A 16,960-nucleotide genomic window follows, 5' to 3' on the forward strand; every position below is an offset into this window, starting at 1 on the left:
TAGATAAACTAGCAAATATTGACAAGACTATTCGGCTGGACGGAACAATCTTTTATTTCAAATGATGTATGCTTTAACCTGTCGAACAAACTTGTGCTATTCCACCGGTATTGCCGGTGCTGTATCAGGAATTTTTCCAAAGCAGGAGTTTTTCCAAAGGGCTTTTTTCAGGAGTTTTTTCATGGACCGTTTCCAGGCAATGCAGGTATTCATCCGCGTGGTGGATTCAAACAGTTTTTCGCGTGCGGCGGACAGCCTGGGCATACCACGTACCAATGTCACGACGACCATACAAAACCTGGAAAGCCTGCTGCAGGTCAGGCTGTTGAACCGCACCACACGTCGCATCAGCCTGACGCCGGATGGTGCGGCCTACTATGAACGCTGCCTGCGCATCCTGGCCGATGTCGACGAGACCGAAACCCTGTTCCAGAACGTGGCCCGTGGCCCCAAAGGACGCTTGCGTATTGACGTCCCTCCCTCCATAGGCAAACTGGTGCTGCTGCCGAATATCTGTGAATTCTATCAACGCAATCCGGATGTGGAGATCGTCATGGGCCTGGGTGACCGTATGGTCGACCTGGTACAGGAAGCCGTGGATTGCGTCATCCGTGTGGGCGAATTGCAGGACTCCAGCATGGTGGCCCGTCGCATAGGCACTTTCCAGAGCATCACCTGTGCAGCCCCCTCCTATCTGGACCAATATGGTGAGCCAGAACAGATCTCAGACCTGGAGCAGCACAAAGCCGTCCATTATTTCTCCAGCCGCAATGGTCGCAACCTGGACTGGGATTTCGTCGTCGATGGCAAGAGCATCGTGGTCCCGGTCAAGGGCAAGATCGCTGTCAATGATTCCGACGCCTACCTGGATTGCGCATTGAAAGGATTTGGCCTGATACAGGCGCCACGTTTCATGCTGATGCCCCACCTGAAATCAGGTGCTTTGCGCGAAGTCCTGCCGGAATGGACACCGCCCCCCATGCCTATCTCTGTCATGTACCTGGCAAACCGGCATCTGTCCCCCAAAGTAAGGGCCTTTGTTGACTGGACAGTGGAAATCTTCAGCGCTTGCCCGCTATTTAGTGGACGTGACAAGGAATTCCTGGAAGGACTTCAGGAATGTCATTTCGCTGAAATTTCAGCAGCAGTCCCCGTCAGCGCACAAAACTCCATACGTAACGTCATAGAAAGAAAAAACCTCGCCGAGAACGTTTTCTGACAACCTGAACGACAGAGGCTGTCACTGTCAGATGCTGACAGGACTGTGCCAGCGCTGCACCAGGAAATCAGCCAGAGCCCTGGCGGCGGGGCTCATGGGTCGTGATGGTGCAATGGCATAGACACCGCTTTCTTTGCCTGTCCAGTCTGGCAGTACCTGTACCAGTTGCCCTTTGCTGATGTCTTCGGCCAGGCTGACAGCAGAGCGAAAACAGATGCCCATGCCATCGACAGCCAGGTGCTGCACGGCATCGCCATTATTCGCACGCAGGCGACCACCTGGGCGGAATACACGCTCGCCATCCACGCCAAACAAACGCCATGTTTCACCATCATGGTTGACGGTGGAAACCAGGCAATCATGCTCTCTGAGATCAGCAACCGTGCCAGGCGTGCCACGTCTGGACAGATAGGATGGCGAGGCTGCCAGTATGCGACGGTTATCCAGCAGTTTGCGACTGATCAGATTGGAATCCATCAGTCGTCCGATACGGATCGCAAGGCCTATGCCTTCTGCCACAACATCAAGCAATTCGTCGGTGATCAGCAGGTCAAGCTGCAGTTGCGGATGCATCTGCAAGAAATCAGCGAGATGCGGCACCACGTGCGTGCGGCCAAAAGCGACGGAGGCACTCAGACGCAAATTGCCATGCAGTACAGCACTCTGTTCACGAACCCGCTCACAGGCCGAGCGCAATTGTTCAAAAGCGCTGGCGCTGTCATGGTAAAAACGCTGGCCGGCCTCAGTCAGCGACATGGCGCGTGTGGTACGGTTCAGCAATTGCACACCCAACTCCTGCTCCAGGCTCTTGACCAGACGGCTGACAGAAGACGGTGTCATGTTCAAGGTCTTTGCTGCCTTGGCAAAACCATGCTGCTCAACCACGCGATTAAAGGCCTCAACCAAGTGCCATGGCAATTTTTGCATTACGTCCTCCAAGGAATGAAACCAGGCTATTTGCAGCTATTATCATCACAAACAGGCATGGTTAAAATAAGTTTTTTGGGAGAAAAACTGATGGACAACCTGTTTCGCCACTTGCATCACCAAGCCGCCCCGCTCTGCCTGCCCAATGCCTGGGATGCCGGCAGCGCCTGTCTGATTGCTGACCTGGGGGCACAGGCGATCGCCACCACCAGCGCCGGCGTGGCATGGTCCCTGGGTTACCGCGACGGCGACGTATTGCCGCTGGATGAACATCTCGCCTGCATCAGGCGCATACATAGGGTGATTGATGTGCCGCTCAGTGTGGACATGGAAGGCGGCTACTCCGCCAACCCGGCTACGGTCGGCGACACGGTAGCGCGTTTCATGGATGCCGGTGCAGTCGGCATCAACCTGCAGGACGCTTCTGCCCCACCGGAATTATTGTGCGAAAAAATCATTTCAGCCCGTACTGCTGCGGCACGAGCTGGTATTGATCTCTACATCAATATCCGCACTGATGTCTTTGCACGCCAGCTGGTCGCAACAGAGCAACGGGTGGAAGAAACGCTGAAGCGGGCACAAGCGTATCGCAATGCCGGTGCGGACGGCATCTTCGTATTGGGTGCAGTTACTGTGGATGAGATTCGCCGTATTGCCAGCGGTACAGAATTATTATTGAATGTGATTGCCTGGCCGGGGCTGCCGCCAGTGTCCGAACTAGCGGCGCTCGGTGTGCGCCGGGTCAGTGCCGGTTCATGGCTGCCACAAACATTGTGGGCGCAGACGGCCACTCTGGTGCGTGATTTTCTTGAGCATGGCATGTCAGAGCCTCTGGTTGAGCAGGCCGCTCCGTATGGCAATATCAATGCACTGATGCCAGTGTAATCAGCTCTCCAGAAAGCGCTGGGCATCGAGAGCCGCCATGCAGCCTGTGCCGGCACTGGTGATGGCCTGACGATACACATGATCCTGCACATCACCGGCAGCAAACACACCCGGTACATTGGTGGCGGTCGCCATGCCTTCGGTGCCGGTACGTGTCTTGATATAACCGTTATGCATGTCCAGCTGGCCTTCAAAGATGCTGGTATTGGGCTTGTGGCCAATGGCGATGAAGACGCCATGCAAAGGTACGGCGGTGATGGCGCCATCGGTAGCCTTGATCCGGATGCCGGTCACACCGCTGTCATCGCCTACAACTTCATCAAGGGTGTGGTTCCATTTGACGTCGATCTTGCCCTCGGCCACCTTGGCCATCAGCCTGTCGATCAGGATCGCTTCTGCACGGAATTTGTCACGCCTGTGGATGACGGTGACCTTGCTGGCAATATTCGACAGGTAGAGCGCTTCTTCGACAGCGGTATTGCCGCCGCCGACCACGGCGACTTCCTTGCCGCGATAAAAGAAACCATCACAGGTGGCGCAGGCAGATACGCCCTTGCCCATGAAGGCCTGTTCAGATGGCAGCCCCAGGTACTGCGCTGAGGCGCCGGTCGCAATGATCAGGGAATCACAGGTGTATTGCGCCTGGTCGCCGATCAGGCGTATGGGTTTTTCATCAAGCTTGGCAGTGTGGATATAATCAAAGATGATGTCAGTATTGAAACGTTCTGCATGTTGCAAAAAACGCTGCATCAGTTCTGGACCCTGTACACCCATGGGGTCGGCAGGCCAGTTTTCGACATCGGTAGTGGTCATCAGCTGGCCACCCTGTTCCACGCCAGTGATCAGTACGGGGCTGAGGTTGGCGCGGGCGGCATAGATGGCAGCCGAATAACCTGCGGGACCAGAACCGAGGATTAAGACTTTAGCGTGTTTGGGTGTGGACATGGTGTTGTATGCTGGAAGTGTATAGAGAATTTCATAACCCGAGGTAACGGTCCAGATGCTGGTTAAACAGTCTGGCTTCCAGAAAACCGATGACGCGGCTTTGCGGTATTTCCTTACCCGACTTGTCGAAGAAAATAATGCCCGGCGGTCCGAACAGCTGGAATTTTTTCATCATGGCACGGTCATCATCATTGTTTGCCGTGACATCGATTTGCAGTAATTGCATGCCCTGCATCTGCTGGCTGATCTTGCTGTCAGAGAAGGTGAAACGTTCCATCTCCTTGCAGGCCACGCACCAGTCTGCATAAAAATCCAGCATGACCGGACTGCTTGTTTTTGCCAGTGCCTGTTCCAGTTCAGCCAGATTACGCACACGGGTAAACTGTTTTTCTGTGCCGTGCTGTTCGCCAGCTCTGGCCGTTGTCGTTACAGCGGCAGCATGCCAGTGTGCCAGCGGCTGCAAGACATCACTCCCCTTGCTGGCGGCACCGACCAGTTCCAGCAAGCCCAGGATCAGGCATACCAGCCCCAGTGCCTTGCCAGAATAACTGCCTATGCCTGCGCCGTTAGTCAGGGGATTGAAGACATGCAACATCATGGCGCAGAGTATGAGAAAAGCCCCCCAGGCAGCCATCATCACCGTCACCGGAAAAACCGGGCTGACCATCCAGATGGCAACCGCGATCAGCAACAAGCCGAATAGTTTTTTGACACCATTCATCCAGTTACCAGCACGCGGCAGCAAGCTGCCTGCTGATACACCGGTCAGCAATAAAGGTGCACTCATGCCAACTGCCATCGAGAACAGGGCCCATGCACCTGTCATGACATTCCTGGTCTGGCTGATGTACAACAGCGCACCTGCCAGAGGGCCTGCAACACAAGGGCCGACAATCAGGGCTGACAAGGCGCCCATGATAAACACACCGGTCAATTTGCCACCCTGCAATTTGCCACTGCTTGCACTCAGGCGGCTTTGCAGTGCACCGGGCATTTGCAGTTGATAGACATCAAACATGGACAGGGACAGCAAGACCAGCAAAAAACCAAAGCCGAGCAAGACCCACGGTTTTTGCAGGGCAGCGGCCAGTCCTTCACCAGCCAGGCCGGCTGCCACGCCAAGACTGGTATACACCAGCGCCATGCCCAGACTGTACGCCAGAGCCAATGCAAATCCCCGGCCCTTGGAGACGACACCTTCACCCACAATAATCGACGACAGTATAGGCACCATGGGCAAGACGCAGGGTGTAAACGACAGCAGCAAACCAAACACCAGAAAAGCAATGGCGATACGCCACAAACTGCCGCTGGCCAGCGTACGCTGCACCAGCGAACTGTCATCATCTGCACCGCTGGTAGTGCTCACACTGCCTGATGACGCCGTGCTTGCTGCCTTGGCCGCAGTACCTGTATCAGCAGTGGCAACTACCGGCGCGTCGGCTTCTGTCAGTATGCCTGGCTTGTCCAGGTTCAGCGCATATTTTTTTTCTATGGGCGGATAACACAGACCTGCATCTGCGCAACCCTGGTAACCAAGAATGAATACGGCTTTGCCTGTTGCATCAGCACCTGCCTGCAAAGGCACATCCACCACCAGCTTGTCCTGATAGATTTCCATTTCTTTATTGAAATTACTATCAAATTCACGCTTGCCAGCCGGTAGTATCGGCGCACCTGCAACGAGCGTTGCGGGTGTACTGCTGTTGAATGAAAGTCTGTCACGGTACAGGTGGTAGCCGGGCGCAATGACCCAGCTTACCTGGACTGTCTTTTTGTCCTGCAATTGCACCTGCACCTTGAATGCCTGTTCAGGGTCCAGAAAATCCCCGGCCATGGCCACTCCCATGCTGCACCAGACAAACAGCATGCCGATGATTCCGGCGATCAGATTATTGAGATAAGGCCGCTTCATTCATTACTCCTGAATATTTTCATGTTCCTGACCGGAGGTGCTCCCTCTGACGACCAGTCAACAGACGCTTGCTACCATTGATGTTCAAAACCGACTTGCACAGAGCGCGCCGTCAGTGGCTCCAACCCTGGGCTACCCCGATGGAACAGACGCCAGTTGCCTCTTTGTTCATATTGCTCCAGCCGGACATCCATACGCCAGTCCTTGCCCAGTTGTTTCCCCACTTTAAAACCAAGTGCGACCGCTCCAAAGCCGGACAGACGCTGATCAGCAGTCAGCAACTGATTTGAGCCAAAGACATACCCGGGTGGAAAAGGTGCACCGAGTTTGCTGTCATAAACAGGATCAAAATAAAAACTGGCTGCACTTTGCGAATACAGGCGCAGTGACGGCGTGACAGTCCAGCCACCGGCCAGCGGTTGCACATATTCTCCCAGCAGGGTGTGTGCTTTTACGTCATAGCTATCACTGTAATAACGGTAACTGATACGGCTGCTGCCTTCGCTGGCTGCGAAGTGATGATTCCAGCGCAGCATCAGTGCAGTCTGTCGGCGCTCACGCGGGCGATTGTCCAAAGCCTTGTAGGGGTCGGAATAATAACCATCGCCGCGCGCATGAGTAAGCGTGACCTGGGCGATGTCTTGCGGTGTCAGTATGCGGGTCATGCCCAGCATGATATCGAGGGTCTTTCTGCGTTCATTGACGACGATATTATTGACAGGATTGATCTTGTCTTTGGCATAGCCAAGACCGGCCAGCCAGGTCGTATTCTTATCGTCACTGGACAGACTTCCCTGGACCGATAAAGCCTGGGATACATAGTCATGCTCGGTAGAATAGGCCGTACCTACCGTCAGGCTGCCGGTAGGGAAATAGCGCGTGATGGAAGCATCACCGGCTTTCCTGTGATCATTCATGCCTGACGCACCGGATACTGCCGTGTGATAACGTGGTGATGCCCCCGATACCGAATCCGAAGTCAGGCTGGTTTGCAATAGCCATTCACCCGCAATGGGCAAACTCAAAGACATTGATGGAGAATTGACGTTGATACGTTTCAGGCTGGCCTGGCTTTCTTCATAGTTCAGGTATTTGAAGGCGATAGTCGCCTGTTCGGGCGGCGTTTCTGCATGGGCGTCTGCAGGCAACATGACTGTCATGGCGACACTGCTGCCAACGATGACACCGGGCAGCATCAGTGCTGCATGCGCCAGCATATTACCAATGGGATGGGTCACGGCTTTCTGTTCCTGTGTTTGCTTCATATTCGTCATGTGGTTTCCGTTCTCTGTCAGTTGCAACCACAGCCGCCGCCGCCAACACCGGCGCCGCCGCTTGCTGCTTCCTTGCTGGTGTACATGTGTTCGGAGAAGCGGGCAGCCAGCCTGTCTTCTTCAAAAGTCATCGCAGGTTTTGCCAGCATGCCTTTTTCCCAGGCTTGCACCTGTTTGAAGGGAGTCAACTGGCTGCAGGCGCTCAGACTGCTCATTGCCATACCTAGCAAACTCAGGCCTGCCAGGCGTATCAGGGACAGGTGTTTCTTGCTCATTTTGCAGACCCCAGTAAAGATTTGATTTTGTTTTCCAGCTCTTCTTTATCGCTTTCCCTGAAACCGCTATGCTCATGAACCAGCTTGCCGTCCTGGTCTATCAGGAAGCTGCTGGGCATGCCCTTCACGCCATAGCTGCGCGGGGTAGCGCCAGCGGGGTCAAAAGCAACCACAAAACGTGCCGGTGTGGTGTTGAGAAAGTTTTTGGCGTCTTCATTCTTACTGTCCAGATTCACCGCGATGATCTGCAAACCACGCGCACCGTACTTGCTTTGCAATTCATTCATCCATGGAAAAGACTGGCGGCAAGGGCCGCACCAGGATGCCCAGAAATCCAGGTAAACCAGCTTGCCCTGGTACTTCGACAGCTTGACAGTAGCTTCACTGCCATTGAGTTCAAAAGCCGGCGCCGGCTTGCCCTTGTCCAGGGCATGGGCCTGAACAACCACAAGCAAGCCGACCACCAAGGTACTGGCAAGCGTCTTGATCTTTTTAGGTTTAAAAAATGTATTCATGGTTCATCCGATGTGTATGTCGTAACTGGTTGCTCTTCCTCGCAGCCTGCAAGGGAATGGCAGATGCCTCCCTTGCCAGTTGCATTCGACGAAAGATCAGACTTGCGCCTTGTTTGCAATTTGTCGCACCTGACGACGACGCCAGATCAGCACGGCTGCCGCCAGCAAGACCAGTACGGCCAGCATGGGATCATTGCCATCCTGTATGGATGTGCAACCGCCGCCACCGCTGTTGCTGACAACGTTGGCGCTTTGCACTACCGGTATGGCTGCTGTTGCCGCACCTGTCAGCGCCAGTGTCAGGTTAGTGGCCGCATCATTGGTCTGTATGCTGGCGCTGCCATTCGCAGTGCCGGTGACAGCCGGATTGAATTGAATCGTCAAACCGCAAGATGCACCTGCCTGCAAGACAAAAGGCAGCGCCGGGCAGGCAGCGGTATCCGCGCTGGCTGCAATAGAGAATGCGCCGCTGAAACCCAGACTGTTCAGGCTGACGGCGCTTGAACCTGTATTGCTGATGACAAAGCGTTTGCTGACTGCGCTTGAGCCCAATGTGACAGAACCAAAATCAAAAGACTGTGGACTGACACTGAGCGATGCGGTATTGCTCGCCACTGCGACGCCATTACCGAGCAGGTTCAGACTGAGTTGTGCACCGCTATCCGTCACCAGCAAGACATCGGCACTGCGCTTGCCGGCTGCTCCAGGTTTGAAGCTGGTCTCTATCGTGCAACTGCCGGCGGGGCTGACGCTGACATTACCGGCACATGTGCCACCCAATACGAAATCATTCAACTGACTGCCACTCAATACCAGGGACGTGATTTTCAGAGCTGCGGTACCGGTATTGCTCAAACTGGTGGAATGGACTGCCGACGTTTTACCCACCTGCGTGTCGGCAAAGCTGATGGGGCCAGCTTCTGACAATACGGGCCTGGCCGAGGCTTTTGCCGTACCCGTGCCACTGACAGCAAGCTGCGTGTTACCGGCATTGCTCGCCACCAGCAGGTTGGCGGTCACATCCCCCTCGGCAACAGGGCTAAAATTGACGACCACATTGCAACTTGCCGCCACCGCCAGAGTATTGGCGCAAGTGCTTCCTGCCGCTACTGAAGCCACTGAGAAAGCAGCATTGCCACTGATAGTGATGGAGCTGATGTTCAGTATGACGTTACCTGTGTTTGTCAGTGTAATAGTCTTGCCTGTACTGCTTGCCAGGGTTTGCGACCCGAAAGCCAATACGGTCGGTGCAGCAGTCAGCACCGGGGTCGCTGCCGTGGCGCTGGCGGTCAGGTTGATGACCGTGCTGCCATTACTGGCGTTGGATGCATTTGAAGCGATATTGATCGTCGCAGCAAAACTGCCAGCCGTGCCTGACTGTGCCTGTGCAGTGACGGTACAACTGCCGCCCGCAGCAAGTGGTGTGCCGGTACTGCAAGTGCCGCCGAGCTTGAAAATGGCAGCATTGCTGCCAGCCAGACTGATGCCGCTGAAGTTCAGGGCTGCCTGACCGCTATTGCTGACCGTGACAGTCTGTACCGCAGATTGCGTATTGACCAGCACGGCAGCAAAATTGATACTGCTGGCAGACAAGGCAATACTGGGCAAGGGCAAGGCATTGCCGGTACCGCTGAGGCTGGCCGTACTGCTGCCACCCGTTCCATTGTGGCTGATCACCAAAGAAGCAGCACGTGCACCGGAGGTCGCTGGCTTGAAGCCGACCTGGACGGTGCAACTGGCGCCCGCATTGACGCTGCCGCCGCTGGCACAGCTGCCACCACTGATGCTGAAGTCGCCGACATTGGCGCCGGTGATACTGATATTGCTGATATTCAGACTGGCTGTACCTGTATTGCTCAGGGTGGCAGCCAGGGCATCAGAATTCTGCCCCACACTGGTGCCGCCAAAACTCAGACTGGCTGGAGACAAGGTGGCGACGGGCCCGGCGGTCACACCGGGATTACCGATATAGGCTGCCAGGTCGGCTATTTCGGCTGTGCTGAATTTGCCATTATAAAGTGAACCCATGCCGCCCTTGTTGGCAGCCCAGGAACTGCTGATCACTGTCGGACTGTTCGCGCCGCGCAAAATGCCGTTCACATTCAGAGCCGGGCTGGCACCGTGACAGGCTGTACAACTGGTCCCGCCACCGGTCGGGCCGTTCAGATACAGGGTCTTGCCATTGAGGGCATCAGCAGCAGAGGCAGTGCCGGATAAAAAGACTGCGCTGGCATAGAGGGCAATACAACTGGCCCGGCCCAGTGACTGGAAGAGTCGCGATTGCAAGCTGTTCATAGAGTTTCCTGTCAAGTTTCTTGTTAAATAAAAAAGCAAAGGTTCAGAAATACGGAATTAAAAAAACTGTGAACCAGGGCGCAGATACGCCAGTCCTTTTTCCACAGATACAGCAGTCCCAGCAGCAAACCTGGAACAAAAACCAGGCTGGCGGACAGGTAACCTGAGCGCAGATGCAAGAGGCTGAAAGCCAGGGCAGCCAGCAAAACCACCGCTGCCTGCCGCCACCTGCCCCGCCCGGACCATCGCATCAACTGATGTTGCAGGCCGGCACGGATAATCCATTCTTCCAGTACCGGCCCCAACAGCAGCAAACGCAATACCGTCAGCCAGGTCAGTGGAAAAACGGCATTGCTGCAAAAATTGCTGTAAAAACTGTCCGGGCCAAATTGCATGTATCAAAAAATCATGTGGTCAAACATCGACAGATTGCAGATGGACAAAAAACCGTGCACCATCATCGCCATATCCCTGTCGTGACATGGCGGTAAAATTCACAGGTCAATACTGAACCGGCCCGAACAGGTTCAAAAGAAAATGCAGATTGTTGAAAAAAAATCGATAAAAAAATAAATCCGGAAAATTTCAATTTTCTTTGAACCTTCTGTATGACATCCGGTATTCACAGCCAGGATGTCAACAAAGAAGTACAGCAAACCAGACAATTGCACGTCGGATAAAAGCTGAGAAAGCAGGAGTGGCGTATCAAACAATATGACAAGGGCACCACGAATGGTGAGGCGTCTGAGGTGGAACTTATACAATTGATATCAAGGGCGGACCGTAGCGCCTTTGAGGTCTTGTATCGCGCCTACTTCCAGCGTCTGAGCCGCTTTCTCTCCAGTGCCTTTCATAATTCGCGTCTGATAGAAGAAGTGATCAACGAAACCATGTTTGTCGTCTGGCAAAAAGCGGATACCTATAACCATGCGTCCAAGGTTTCGACCTGGATATTTGCGATTGCCTACAGACAGGCATTGAAGGCCATCAACCAGTCAGACGAGCCGGTCGACAACGAGGTGGGACAGGAACTGGACAATGAAGAAAATGAGCCTGAGCAACAACTGTCCCGGCTGCAACTGGGCCAGTTGATACAAGGCGCGCTCAAGTCTTTACCGTTTGAGCAACGCATCGTTGTCAGCCTGACTTATTTTCATGACATGGGTTATCAGGAAATTGCTGAAATGATCAACTGCCCGGTCAATACGGTCAAAACCCGCATGTTCCATGCGCGCCTGAAATTGAAGAACATGCTTTCCCTTCATATGGGAGTTACAGAATGAACCAGCCAGCAATGAATAAACACCCAGCCAGTGAAGACACGCATCGTGCGATACAAGAGTTGTTACCCTGGTTTGCCGCCAACAGCCTGACCAGACAGGAAAAAGACATGTTGCAGCAGCACCTGGCATCCTGCACCCAGTGTCAGTCAGAACTGGCGTGGCATCAGGCCTTGCGTGAACATGAACCGCAAGCGGCGATCATGCCTGATGTCGATGCAGCCTTTGCAAAATTGTTGCCGCGCCTGCCGCCGGAAGTACAGTCTGCCAGACAAACGGAATTACCAGTAGAGTTGCAGGCAGGATCGCAGGCGGGGTCTGTATTAAAAACAAAAACAGTAGTTGACCAACCGGCTCCAGGCTGGCTGGCAAGCCTGAAGTCAAGATTAAAAGAATACCTGCAACAACCGGGCCGGGACTGGGCCATGGCAACCATAGCCTGCCAGTTTGTACTGATTGCGGGACTGGGCTTGGGGCTGGTATTCCAGTATAGTGAGCAAGATGGCAGAAACCATGAGTACCGCGCCCTCAGTGCTGCATCGGGCATGGAAAGCGTCAGGCATGCTGATGGTGATATTGCAGTCAGCTTCAAACCTTCCGCGACAATACGCGAAATACAAAAGAGCCTGCATGCCAGCGGAGCCAGGATAATCGACGGACCAACCATCGCAGATGTCTATATACTCAGCGTACCGACAGAGCAGTACCAGCAGGCATTGCAGACCCTGAGCGCCGAAGCACATGTCGCCTCGGTCGCCTCACTGAAAACCGGTGCAACAAAATGAAGCTGCGCTTATCTATCTCTTTCAACATACTGCCAGGTTTTCTCATGGCTTGCCTGCTCGCCGCTACGTCGGCGATTGCAGCCATACCCAATGATGACACGACCGCCCCACAGCAGGTGCAGCAGGCCGCCGTTGCAGAACGCCAGTTACTGGTCATGCTGCGCATGCCTGCCCCCCATTATCGCCCTGATGTATCTTATGGTGGCAGCTATAAGAATGATATTACCGAAATCGCCAGACGCCGCCTGGCGGAAGAACTGGCTGGCAAATATGGCTTGAAAGTCATTGATAACTGGCCCATGCCCGCACTCAACATCAATTGCTATGTGATGCAGGCCGGCGAACATATTTCGCTGGAACAGGCCATCAGGCAATTGAACCAGGACCCGCAAATAGAATGGGCCCAGCCACTCAATACCTTCACCGCGCAATCAACCACACAGCCTGCCCTGTCACCTGCCGATGCCGGTCTGCAAGGCATGCAACTGGTTCAAAAATACTGGCAACTCAATGATGTCCATAAACTGGCTACCGGACGTAATGTACTGGTGGCCGTGATTGATAGCGGCATTGATACCGGCCACCCAGACCTGCAAGGCCAGGTGCCAGTCAGGGAGAATTTTGTTGATGGCAATCCTTATCTGCCAGAAATACATGGCACAGGCGTAGCCGGCATCATTGCCGCCCATCCGGATAGCAAGGGCATCACGGGCGTCGCTCCCGGCGCCCGCCTGATGGCTTTACGCGCCTGCTGGCAAGAAAAAAATGGCAGCACCAGTTGTAACAGCTTTACCCTGGGCAAAGCCATCAACTATGCAATCCTGAACCATGCCCAGGTCATCAATCTCAGTCTGTCCGGTCCTGACGATCCCTTGTTGCGCAAGTTGATAGATCTCGCCAATGCACGCGGTATCAAGGTGACAGGTGCTGTCGATTCAAGAAAAAGCGATGGCGGCTTCCCTGCTTCACATCCTGCCGTATTTGCCGTGTCCAACCAGCCTGAAAGTGGTATGCCGGACAAGAAAATACTGATTGCGCCCGGTATTGACATCCCTACGACAGCCTTGCATTCACGCTGGAATTTTGTCAGTGGCGCATCCTATTCGACTGCCCATATTTCTGGCATGATGGCGCTCTTAAGTGAGCTGCAACCGACGATCAAGCCGGTGAAAATACGCGATGGCATCATCATGCGCAACAGGCAGGATGATGACGTCAGGCTGAGTGGCAATATCGATTTTTGCGCCAGCATGAAACAACTGTCCGGACGATGTGCATGCGTCTGCAAGAAAGATTAAATGTCCGACCTGAACGACATCACGGCATATCAACAGGAACAGGTAGCGAATTGCGCCGACAGCTATTGATACCCCGTCCCTGGTTATTCACCCTGGCAACTGCCTCACTGGTATCGCTGCTGTGCCTGCCTGCCGGCATGGCGCAGGCGCAGACCAGCGGCAGCGTCGCTATCGTTTCTGATTACGTGTATCGCGGCATTTCGCTGACGAATGATAAACCGGCCTTGCAGTTCAACCTGGTCTACGACGCGCCGCAAGGCTGGTATGGTGGATTGTTCGCAACCCAGATGGCCGCGTCGGATAACCAGACCAGGATACGTTACATAGCCTACGGCGGCTACTCGCAAACCCTGCCCTCCGGCCTGAACTGGGAGCTGGGTGCCAATCAATTCCTGATGCCCCAGGACAGCAGCACCAATTACTCAGAAGTGTATGCAGGCTTGGGTTTTGAGCGTCTCAGCGCAAAAATCCATTATTCACCCAATTACCTGAGAGCCAACAACAAGAATATCTATCTTGATCTTGGTGCAACCTATCCTGTCACCGATATGCTTGATGCCTTTGTCCACATCGGCTTTTCGAGATTGCTGCCCGCCACGATCTACGACAGCAGGGCCACCCGTTGCGACGCCATGCTGGGCTTGAACTTGCATCAGGCAGAGTGGACCCTTAGACTGGGCAGAACCGTGCAATGCGGCAATCAGAAAACAGCTAACCCATATGCAACGGCTTTTCAGGCCGCTACCGTTTTGAGCATTATTCGGGCTTTTTGAATGGCAACTTGCCAGGTCCAGGTGATTATGCACAATGACTGAACTTCAGGTTCTGCACAGACCAGGTCTTGTCATTTAACTTTTTACAATAAAATTGTATTTTGTGATGCACATCACATTATTTAAATAAAATTTCAATAACAATTCCGCATGGAAAAAATGCAGCTGATGTGCAATCAGCTTTTCTGTTTAAAAGCAATTTCTTTCCTTTTCAAATGCATGTGGTGTGCTATGGCATCGGTCGAAACAACAAACGGAAAATGAACCCCGCCGGCAAAAAGATGTCAATACGGCAGCAATAATGAGAGTAATGGCTGGACAATCCCGCCCCGAGGACGAACCCGTCTGTGGCGACAAGACAATTGTGCATCAAGAGAAGATCAACCAATTCAACAGCGGATCATAAATGCCCATACAGGAAAAAATCAACGACACGATAGTCAGTTACTCTTTTACTGATCTTGGTACATTTGGTGGCCGTACCAGCGAGGTACGCAAAATCAGCGACAACGGAACCATCGTCGGCTATGACACCAAGAATGAGCATTCCCTGTTTGCTCCCTCATACATAGAAAAGAGCTATGCAGCCAAATGGAGTTTTTCACCGGCTACGCCGACCAGGACAGAAATCATCGCCGACGCCGGCAGCAAGATTACCTGTCTCAACAACAAGGGCCTGATGACGGGCTCTTCAGTGTGGTCCAGCACCGGGAACGGCAAAGTCCTGCAAGCCACTGTCTGGACCGAGACCCAGGCCATCAATCTGGGTTCGCTCAACGATAACAGCTACCGAAGTGAAGCAACATCTGTCAATGATGCTGGCCAGATCACCGGCATCTCTTATCTTGACAGCAAGCAGGGCAGTTACCACGCCGTCAAATGGCAGGACGGGAATATCAGCGACCTGGGTACGCTGGGTGGACGCTTCAGCCAGGCCAATTCCATCAACAAGTATGGCGTTATCGCCGGCTGGTCAGAGGATGCGAACCAGGGCTCCATGCATGCCACCATCTGGAATGGCGACCAGATCATCATCATGCATTCGAATTACAGCCACTCGCTGGCAAAAGATATCAACGACAATGGCGTCGTTGTTGGCGCCGTGTCCGGCGAGCATGTCAATCCCATGGCCAGTGTCTGGGTCGACCAGCGGGAAACCGTCTTATCAACAGGCGACAGTCTGTGGTCACGCGCCAACGCCGTCAATAACATGGAACAGATCGTTGGCTATGTGCGCTATGCGAATGAAGAACTTCAACATGCCAGTCTGTGGCTGAACAAAAGCAGCACAGCCATTGATCTCAACGATTTCATTGACCCGGCAATGCGTGAAGCCGGCTGGGTGTTGACAGACGCCAGAGACATCAATGAGCAGGGCGACATCGTCGGCACCGCTTTGAACACCCTCACCTATCAGTCGCACGCCTATCTGTTAAAGGCCAGCAATTTGTTCTCACCAGCGCCAGTGGTTACGATAACAGGCGTTGATGCTACGGCATTTTCGTCGGCACATTTGCTGTTACAGGTTCAGTAAAATTTTTCTGCATGCTGCCATACTTTGGCAGCATGCAGACATCACCCTTCTGGAAAGAGCAGGCCAGCTCCTGCCCTTATCCGCGCCAGCCCGGAAAATCAGCTTCCTTAAACACCGCTCTCTCCCTGATTAGCTTACGTACATTCAGGTACGTTTGCATCTTTAAAAAATCCCTTTAAAAACAAAGCACTAATTCAATTCCGAACTGTAGCAATTTGAAACGAATTAATCGCGTCTTTTTCCTTGACTTTAGTTAACAACATACTAATATTGAACAATTAACATGCAAATTAAGTAATAAGTATATGCGCTGATCTTCCATACCGTTTCTGTTTTCAACTCACCTGCAAATCCCTTTCCTCCAGGACTCGCCCGTGCGAGCCCCAAGGGGTCATCGTCGCCGTTTTCAAAGCGATGCCTTGGTGAATAAGGCTGGAACAGGCTTGATGAGCAGATGGCAAATTACCCTTTGTGGAATACGCGTCAAGGTTTTGCATGCCCAGATATTGCAAGGTTTTTGTACCTGATCCAGCTATCCAGACAAGCCCGATGCTGATCAGGTGTTTTAATCAACCGGAGAACTGTAATGGCAAAAAGTAAGAGTTTTGTAGAGGTGCTGGCTGACGATCCCAATGCTGTTCCTGACGTGATTTTACTCAATGGCTTTACGGGGAAATCCGCCATGGAGGGTTATACCCGCCTCTACCTGAACGCAGTACTGAATGAATTTTACGAAATACCCAGTGACGCAATCCTGCATACGGCAAGTGCTACTACTGCGGCTGACAATCCACTGGAAACCAGCTATTTGTGGATCAAGGCAGACGCCGAACTGATACGCAAAGGCAAGAGCGTTGCCGATACCAAGACCTGTTTCTTTACCGGCCCGATACAGAGCGCACAGACAGCCCAGACCAATGCGGCGGCCGCCGTCCAGAGCGGTCCGACAGGTGTCCAGAACTGTACGCAAGCGCCTGCCACATGCGGCAACACCGCCTGGCCAGGCTGTCCGGCAAATCCCAATTGAAATATTCGTGAAG

At 53.4% G+C, this 16,960-nt stretch carries 16 protein-coding genes; 8 read left to right on the top strand and 8 right to left on the bottom strand.

The annotated features are described in order from the left end of the window. Positions 1 to 181: 181 nt before the first annotated feature. Positions 182 to 1,219 (top strand): LysR family transcriptional regulator, encoded by a 1,038-nt coding sequence (locus LZ463_RS00315; RefSeq protein WP_241452636.1) that lies wholly within the window; start codon positions 182 to 184, stop codon positions 1,217 to 1,219. A 27-nt stretch (positions 1,220 to 1,246) separates the two neighbouring features. Here the strand turns inward: LZ463_RS00315 and LZ463_RS00320 are convergent, their stop codons facing one another. Then, a complete protein-coding gene (locus tag LZ463_RS00320) occupies positions 1,247 to 2,146 on the bottom strand; it encodes a LysR family transcriptional regulator (protein ID WP_241452640.1) in 900 nt (299 codons plus the stop codon). Positions 2,147 to 2,236: 90 nt separating this feature from the next. Between LZ463_RS00320 and LZ463_RS00325 the strand changes: the two genes are divergently transcribed. Beyond that, positions 2,237 to 3,031, top strand: a complete 795-nt coding sequence (locus LZ463_RS00325) for an isocitrate lyase/PEP mutase family protein (protein WP_241452642.1) — start codon at positions 2,237 to 2,239, stop codon at positions 3,029 to 3,031. Here LZ463_RS00325 and trxB read toward each other — a convergent pair whose 3' ends face one another. From trxB to mrtJ, 7 genes are all read right to left on the bottom strand, one after another. Next, positions 3,032 to 3,976: a thioredoxin-disulfide reductase gene (gene trxB / locus LZ463_RS00330; protein ID WP_241452643.1), complete on the bottom strand. Its 945-nt coding sequence runs from the start codon at positions 3,974 to 3,976 to the stop codon at positions 3,032 to 3,034. Between the two features lie 31 nt (positions 3,977 to 4,007). Further along, positions 4,008 to 5,891, bottom strand: a complete 1,884-nt coding sequence (gene dsbD / locus LZ463_RS00335) for a protein-disulfide reductase DsbD (protein ID WP_241452645.1) — start codon at positions 5,889 to 5,891, stop codon at positions 4,008 to 4,010. Positions 5,892 to 5,962: 71 nt separating this feature from the next. Then, positions 5,963 to 7,165, bottom strand: a complete 1,203-nt coding sequence (locus tag LZ463_RS00340) for a DUF3570 domain-containing protein (RefSeq protein ID WP_241452647.1) — start codon at positions 7,163 to 7,165, stop codon at positions 5,963 to 5,965. Positions 7,166 to 7,182: 17 nt separating this feature from the next. Next, entirely contained in the window at positions 7,183 to 7,440 is a 258-nt protein-coding gene (locus LZ463_RS00345) for a DUF4266 domain-containing protein (RefSeq protein ID WP_241452649.1), read from the bottom strand. Continuing rightward, complete coding sequence (locus LZ463_RS00350; RefSeq protein WP_241452651.1) at positions 7,437 to 7,955, bottom strand: TlpA family protein disulfide reductase; 519 nt, start codon at positions 7,953 to 7,955, stop codon at positions 7,437 to 7,439. Before LZ463_RS00350 ends, LZ463_RS00345 begins: the two co-directional genes overlap by 4 nt. A 96-nt stretch (positions 7,956 to 8,051) precedes the next feature. Next, entirely contained in the window at positions 8,052 to 10,250 is a 2,199-nt protein-coding gene (locus LZ463_RS00355) for a choice-of-anchor D domain-containing protein (protein WP_241452652.1), read from the bottom strand. A 23-nt stretch (positions 10,251 to 10,273) separates the two neighbouring features. Then, positions 10,274 to 10,645 (bottom strand): JDVT-CTERM system glutamic-type intramembrane protease MrtJ, encoded by a 372-nt coding sequence (gene mrtJ / locus LZ463_RS00360; RefSeq protein ID WP_241452653.1) that lies wholly within the window; start codon positions 10,643 to 10,645, stop codon positions 10,274 to 10,276. A gap of 354 nt (positions 10,646 to 10,999) precedes the next feature. Between mrtJ and LZ463_RS00365 the strand changes: the two genes are divergently transcribed. From LZ463_RS00365 to LZ463_RS00390, 6 genes are all read left to right on the top strand, one after another. After that, entirely contained in the window at positions 11,000 to 11,533 is a 534-nt protein-coding gene (locus LZ463_RS00365; RefSeq protein WP_241452655.1) for an RNA polymerase sigma factor, read from the top strand. Next, positions 11,530 to 12,315, top strand: a complete 786-nt coding sequence (locus LZ463_RS00370) for a zf-HC2 domain-containing protein (RefSeq protein ID WP_241452657.1) — start codon at positions 11,530 to 11,532, stop codon at positions 12,313 to 12,315. Before LZ463_RS00365 ends, LZ463_RS00370 begins: the two co-directional genes overlap by 4 nt. After that, a complete protein-coding gene (locus tag LZ463_RS00375; RefSeq protein ID WP_241452660.1) occupies positions 12,312 to 13,613 on the top strand; it encodes a S8 family peptidase in 1,302 nt (433 codons plus the stop codon). The genes LZ463_RS00370 and LZ463_RS00375 overlap by 4 nt, the downstream gene beginning before the upstream one ends. Beyond that, on the top strand, positions 13,592 to 14,386 hold the full coding sequence (locus LZ463_RS00380) for a TorF family putative porin (RefSeq protein ID WP_241452664.1): 795 nt from the start codon (positions 13,592 to 13,594) through the stop codon (positions 14,384 to 14,386). The genes LZ463_RS00375 and LZ463_RS00380 overlap by 22 nt, the downstream gene beginning before the upstream one ends. Positions 14,387 to 14,792: 406 nt before the next feature. Beyond that, positions 14,793 to 15,920 carry a DUF3466 family protein gene (locus tag LZ463_RS00385; RefSeq protein ID WP_241452665.1) on the top strand — a complete coding sequence of 376 codons (1,128 nt, stop codon included), beginning with the start codon at positions 14,793 to 14,795 and terminating at the stop codon, positions 15,918 to 15,920. Positions 15,921 to 16,506: 586 nt separating this feature from the next. After that, positions 16,507 to 16,947: a hypothetical protein gene (locus tag LZ463_RS00390; RefSeq protein WP_241452667.1), complete on the top strand. Its 441-nt coding sequence runs from the start codon at positions 16,507 to 16,509 to the stop codon at positions 16,945 to 16,947. Positions 16,948 to 16,960: the final 13 nt, after the last annotated feature.

Origin of the sequence: Undibacterium paludis (genome assembly GCF_022568815.1) — a bacterium.
Classification (GTDB): Bacteria; Pseudomonadota; Gammaproteobacteria; order Burkholderiales; family Burkholderiaceae_D; genus Undibacterium.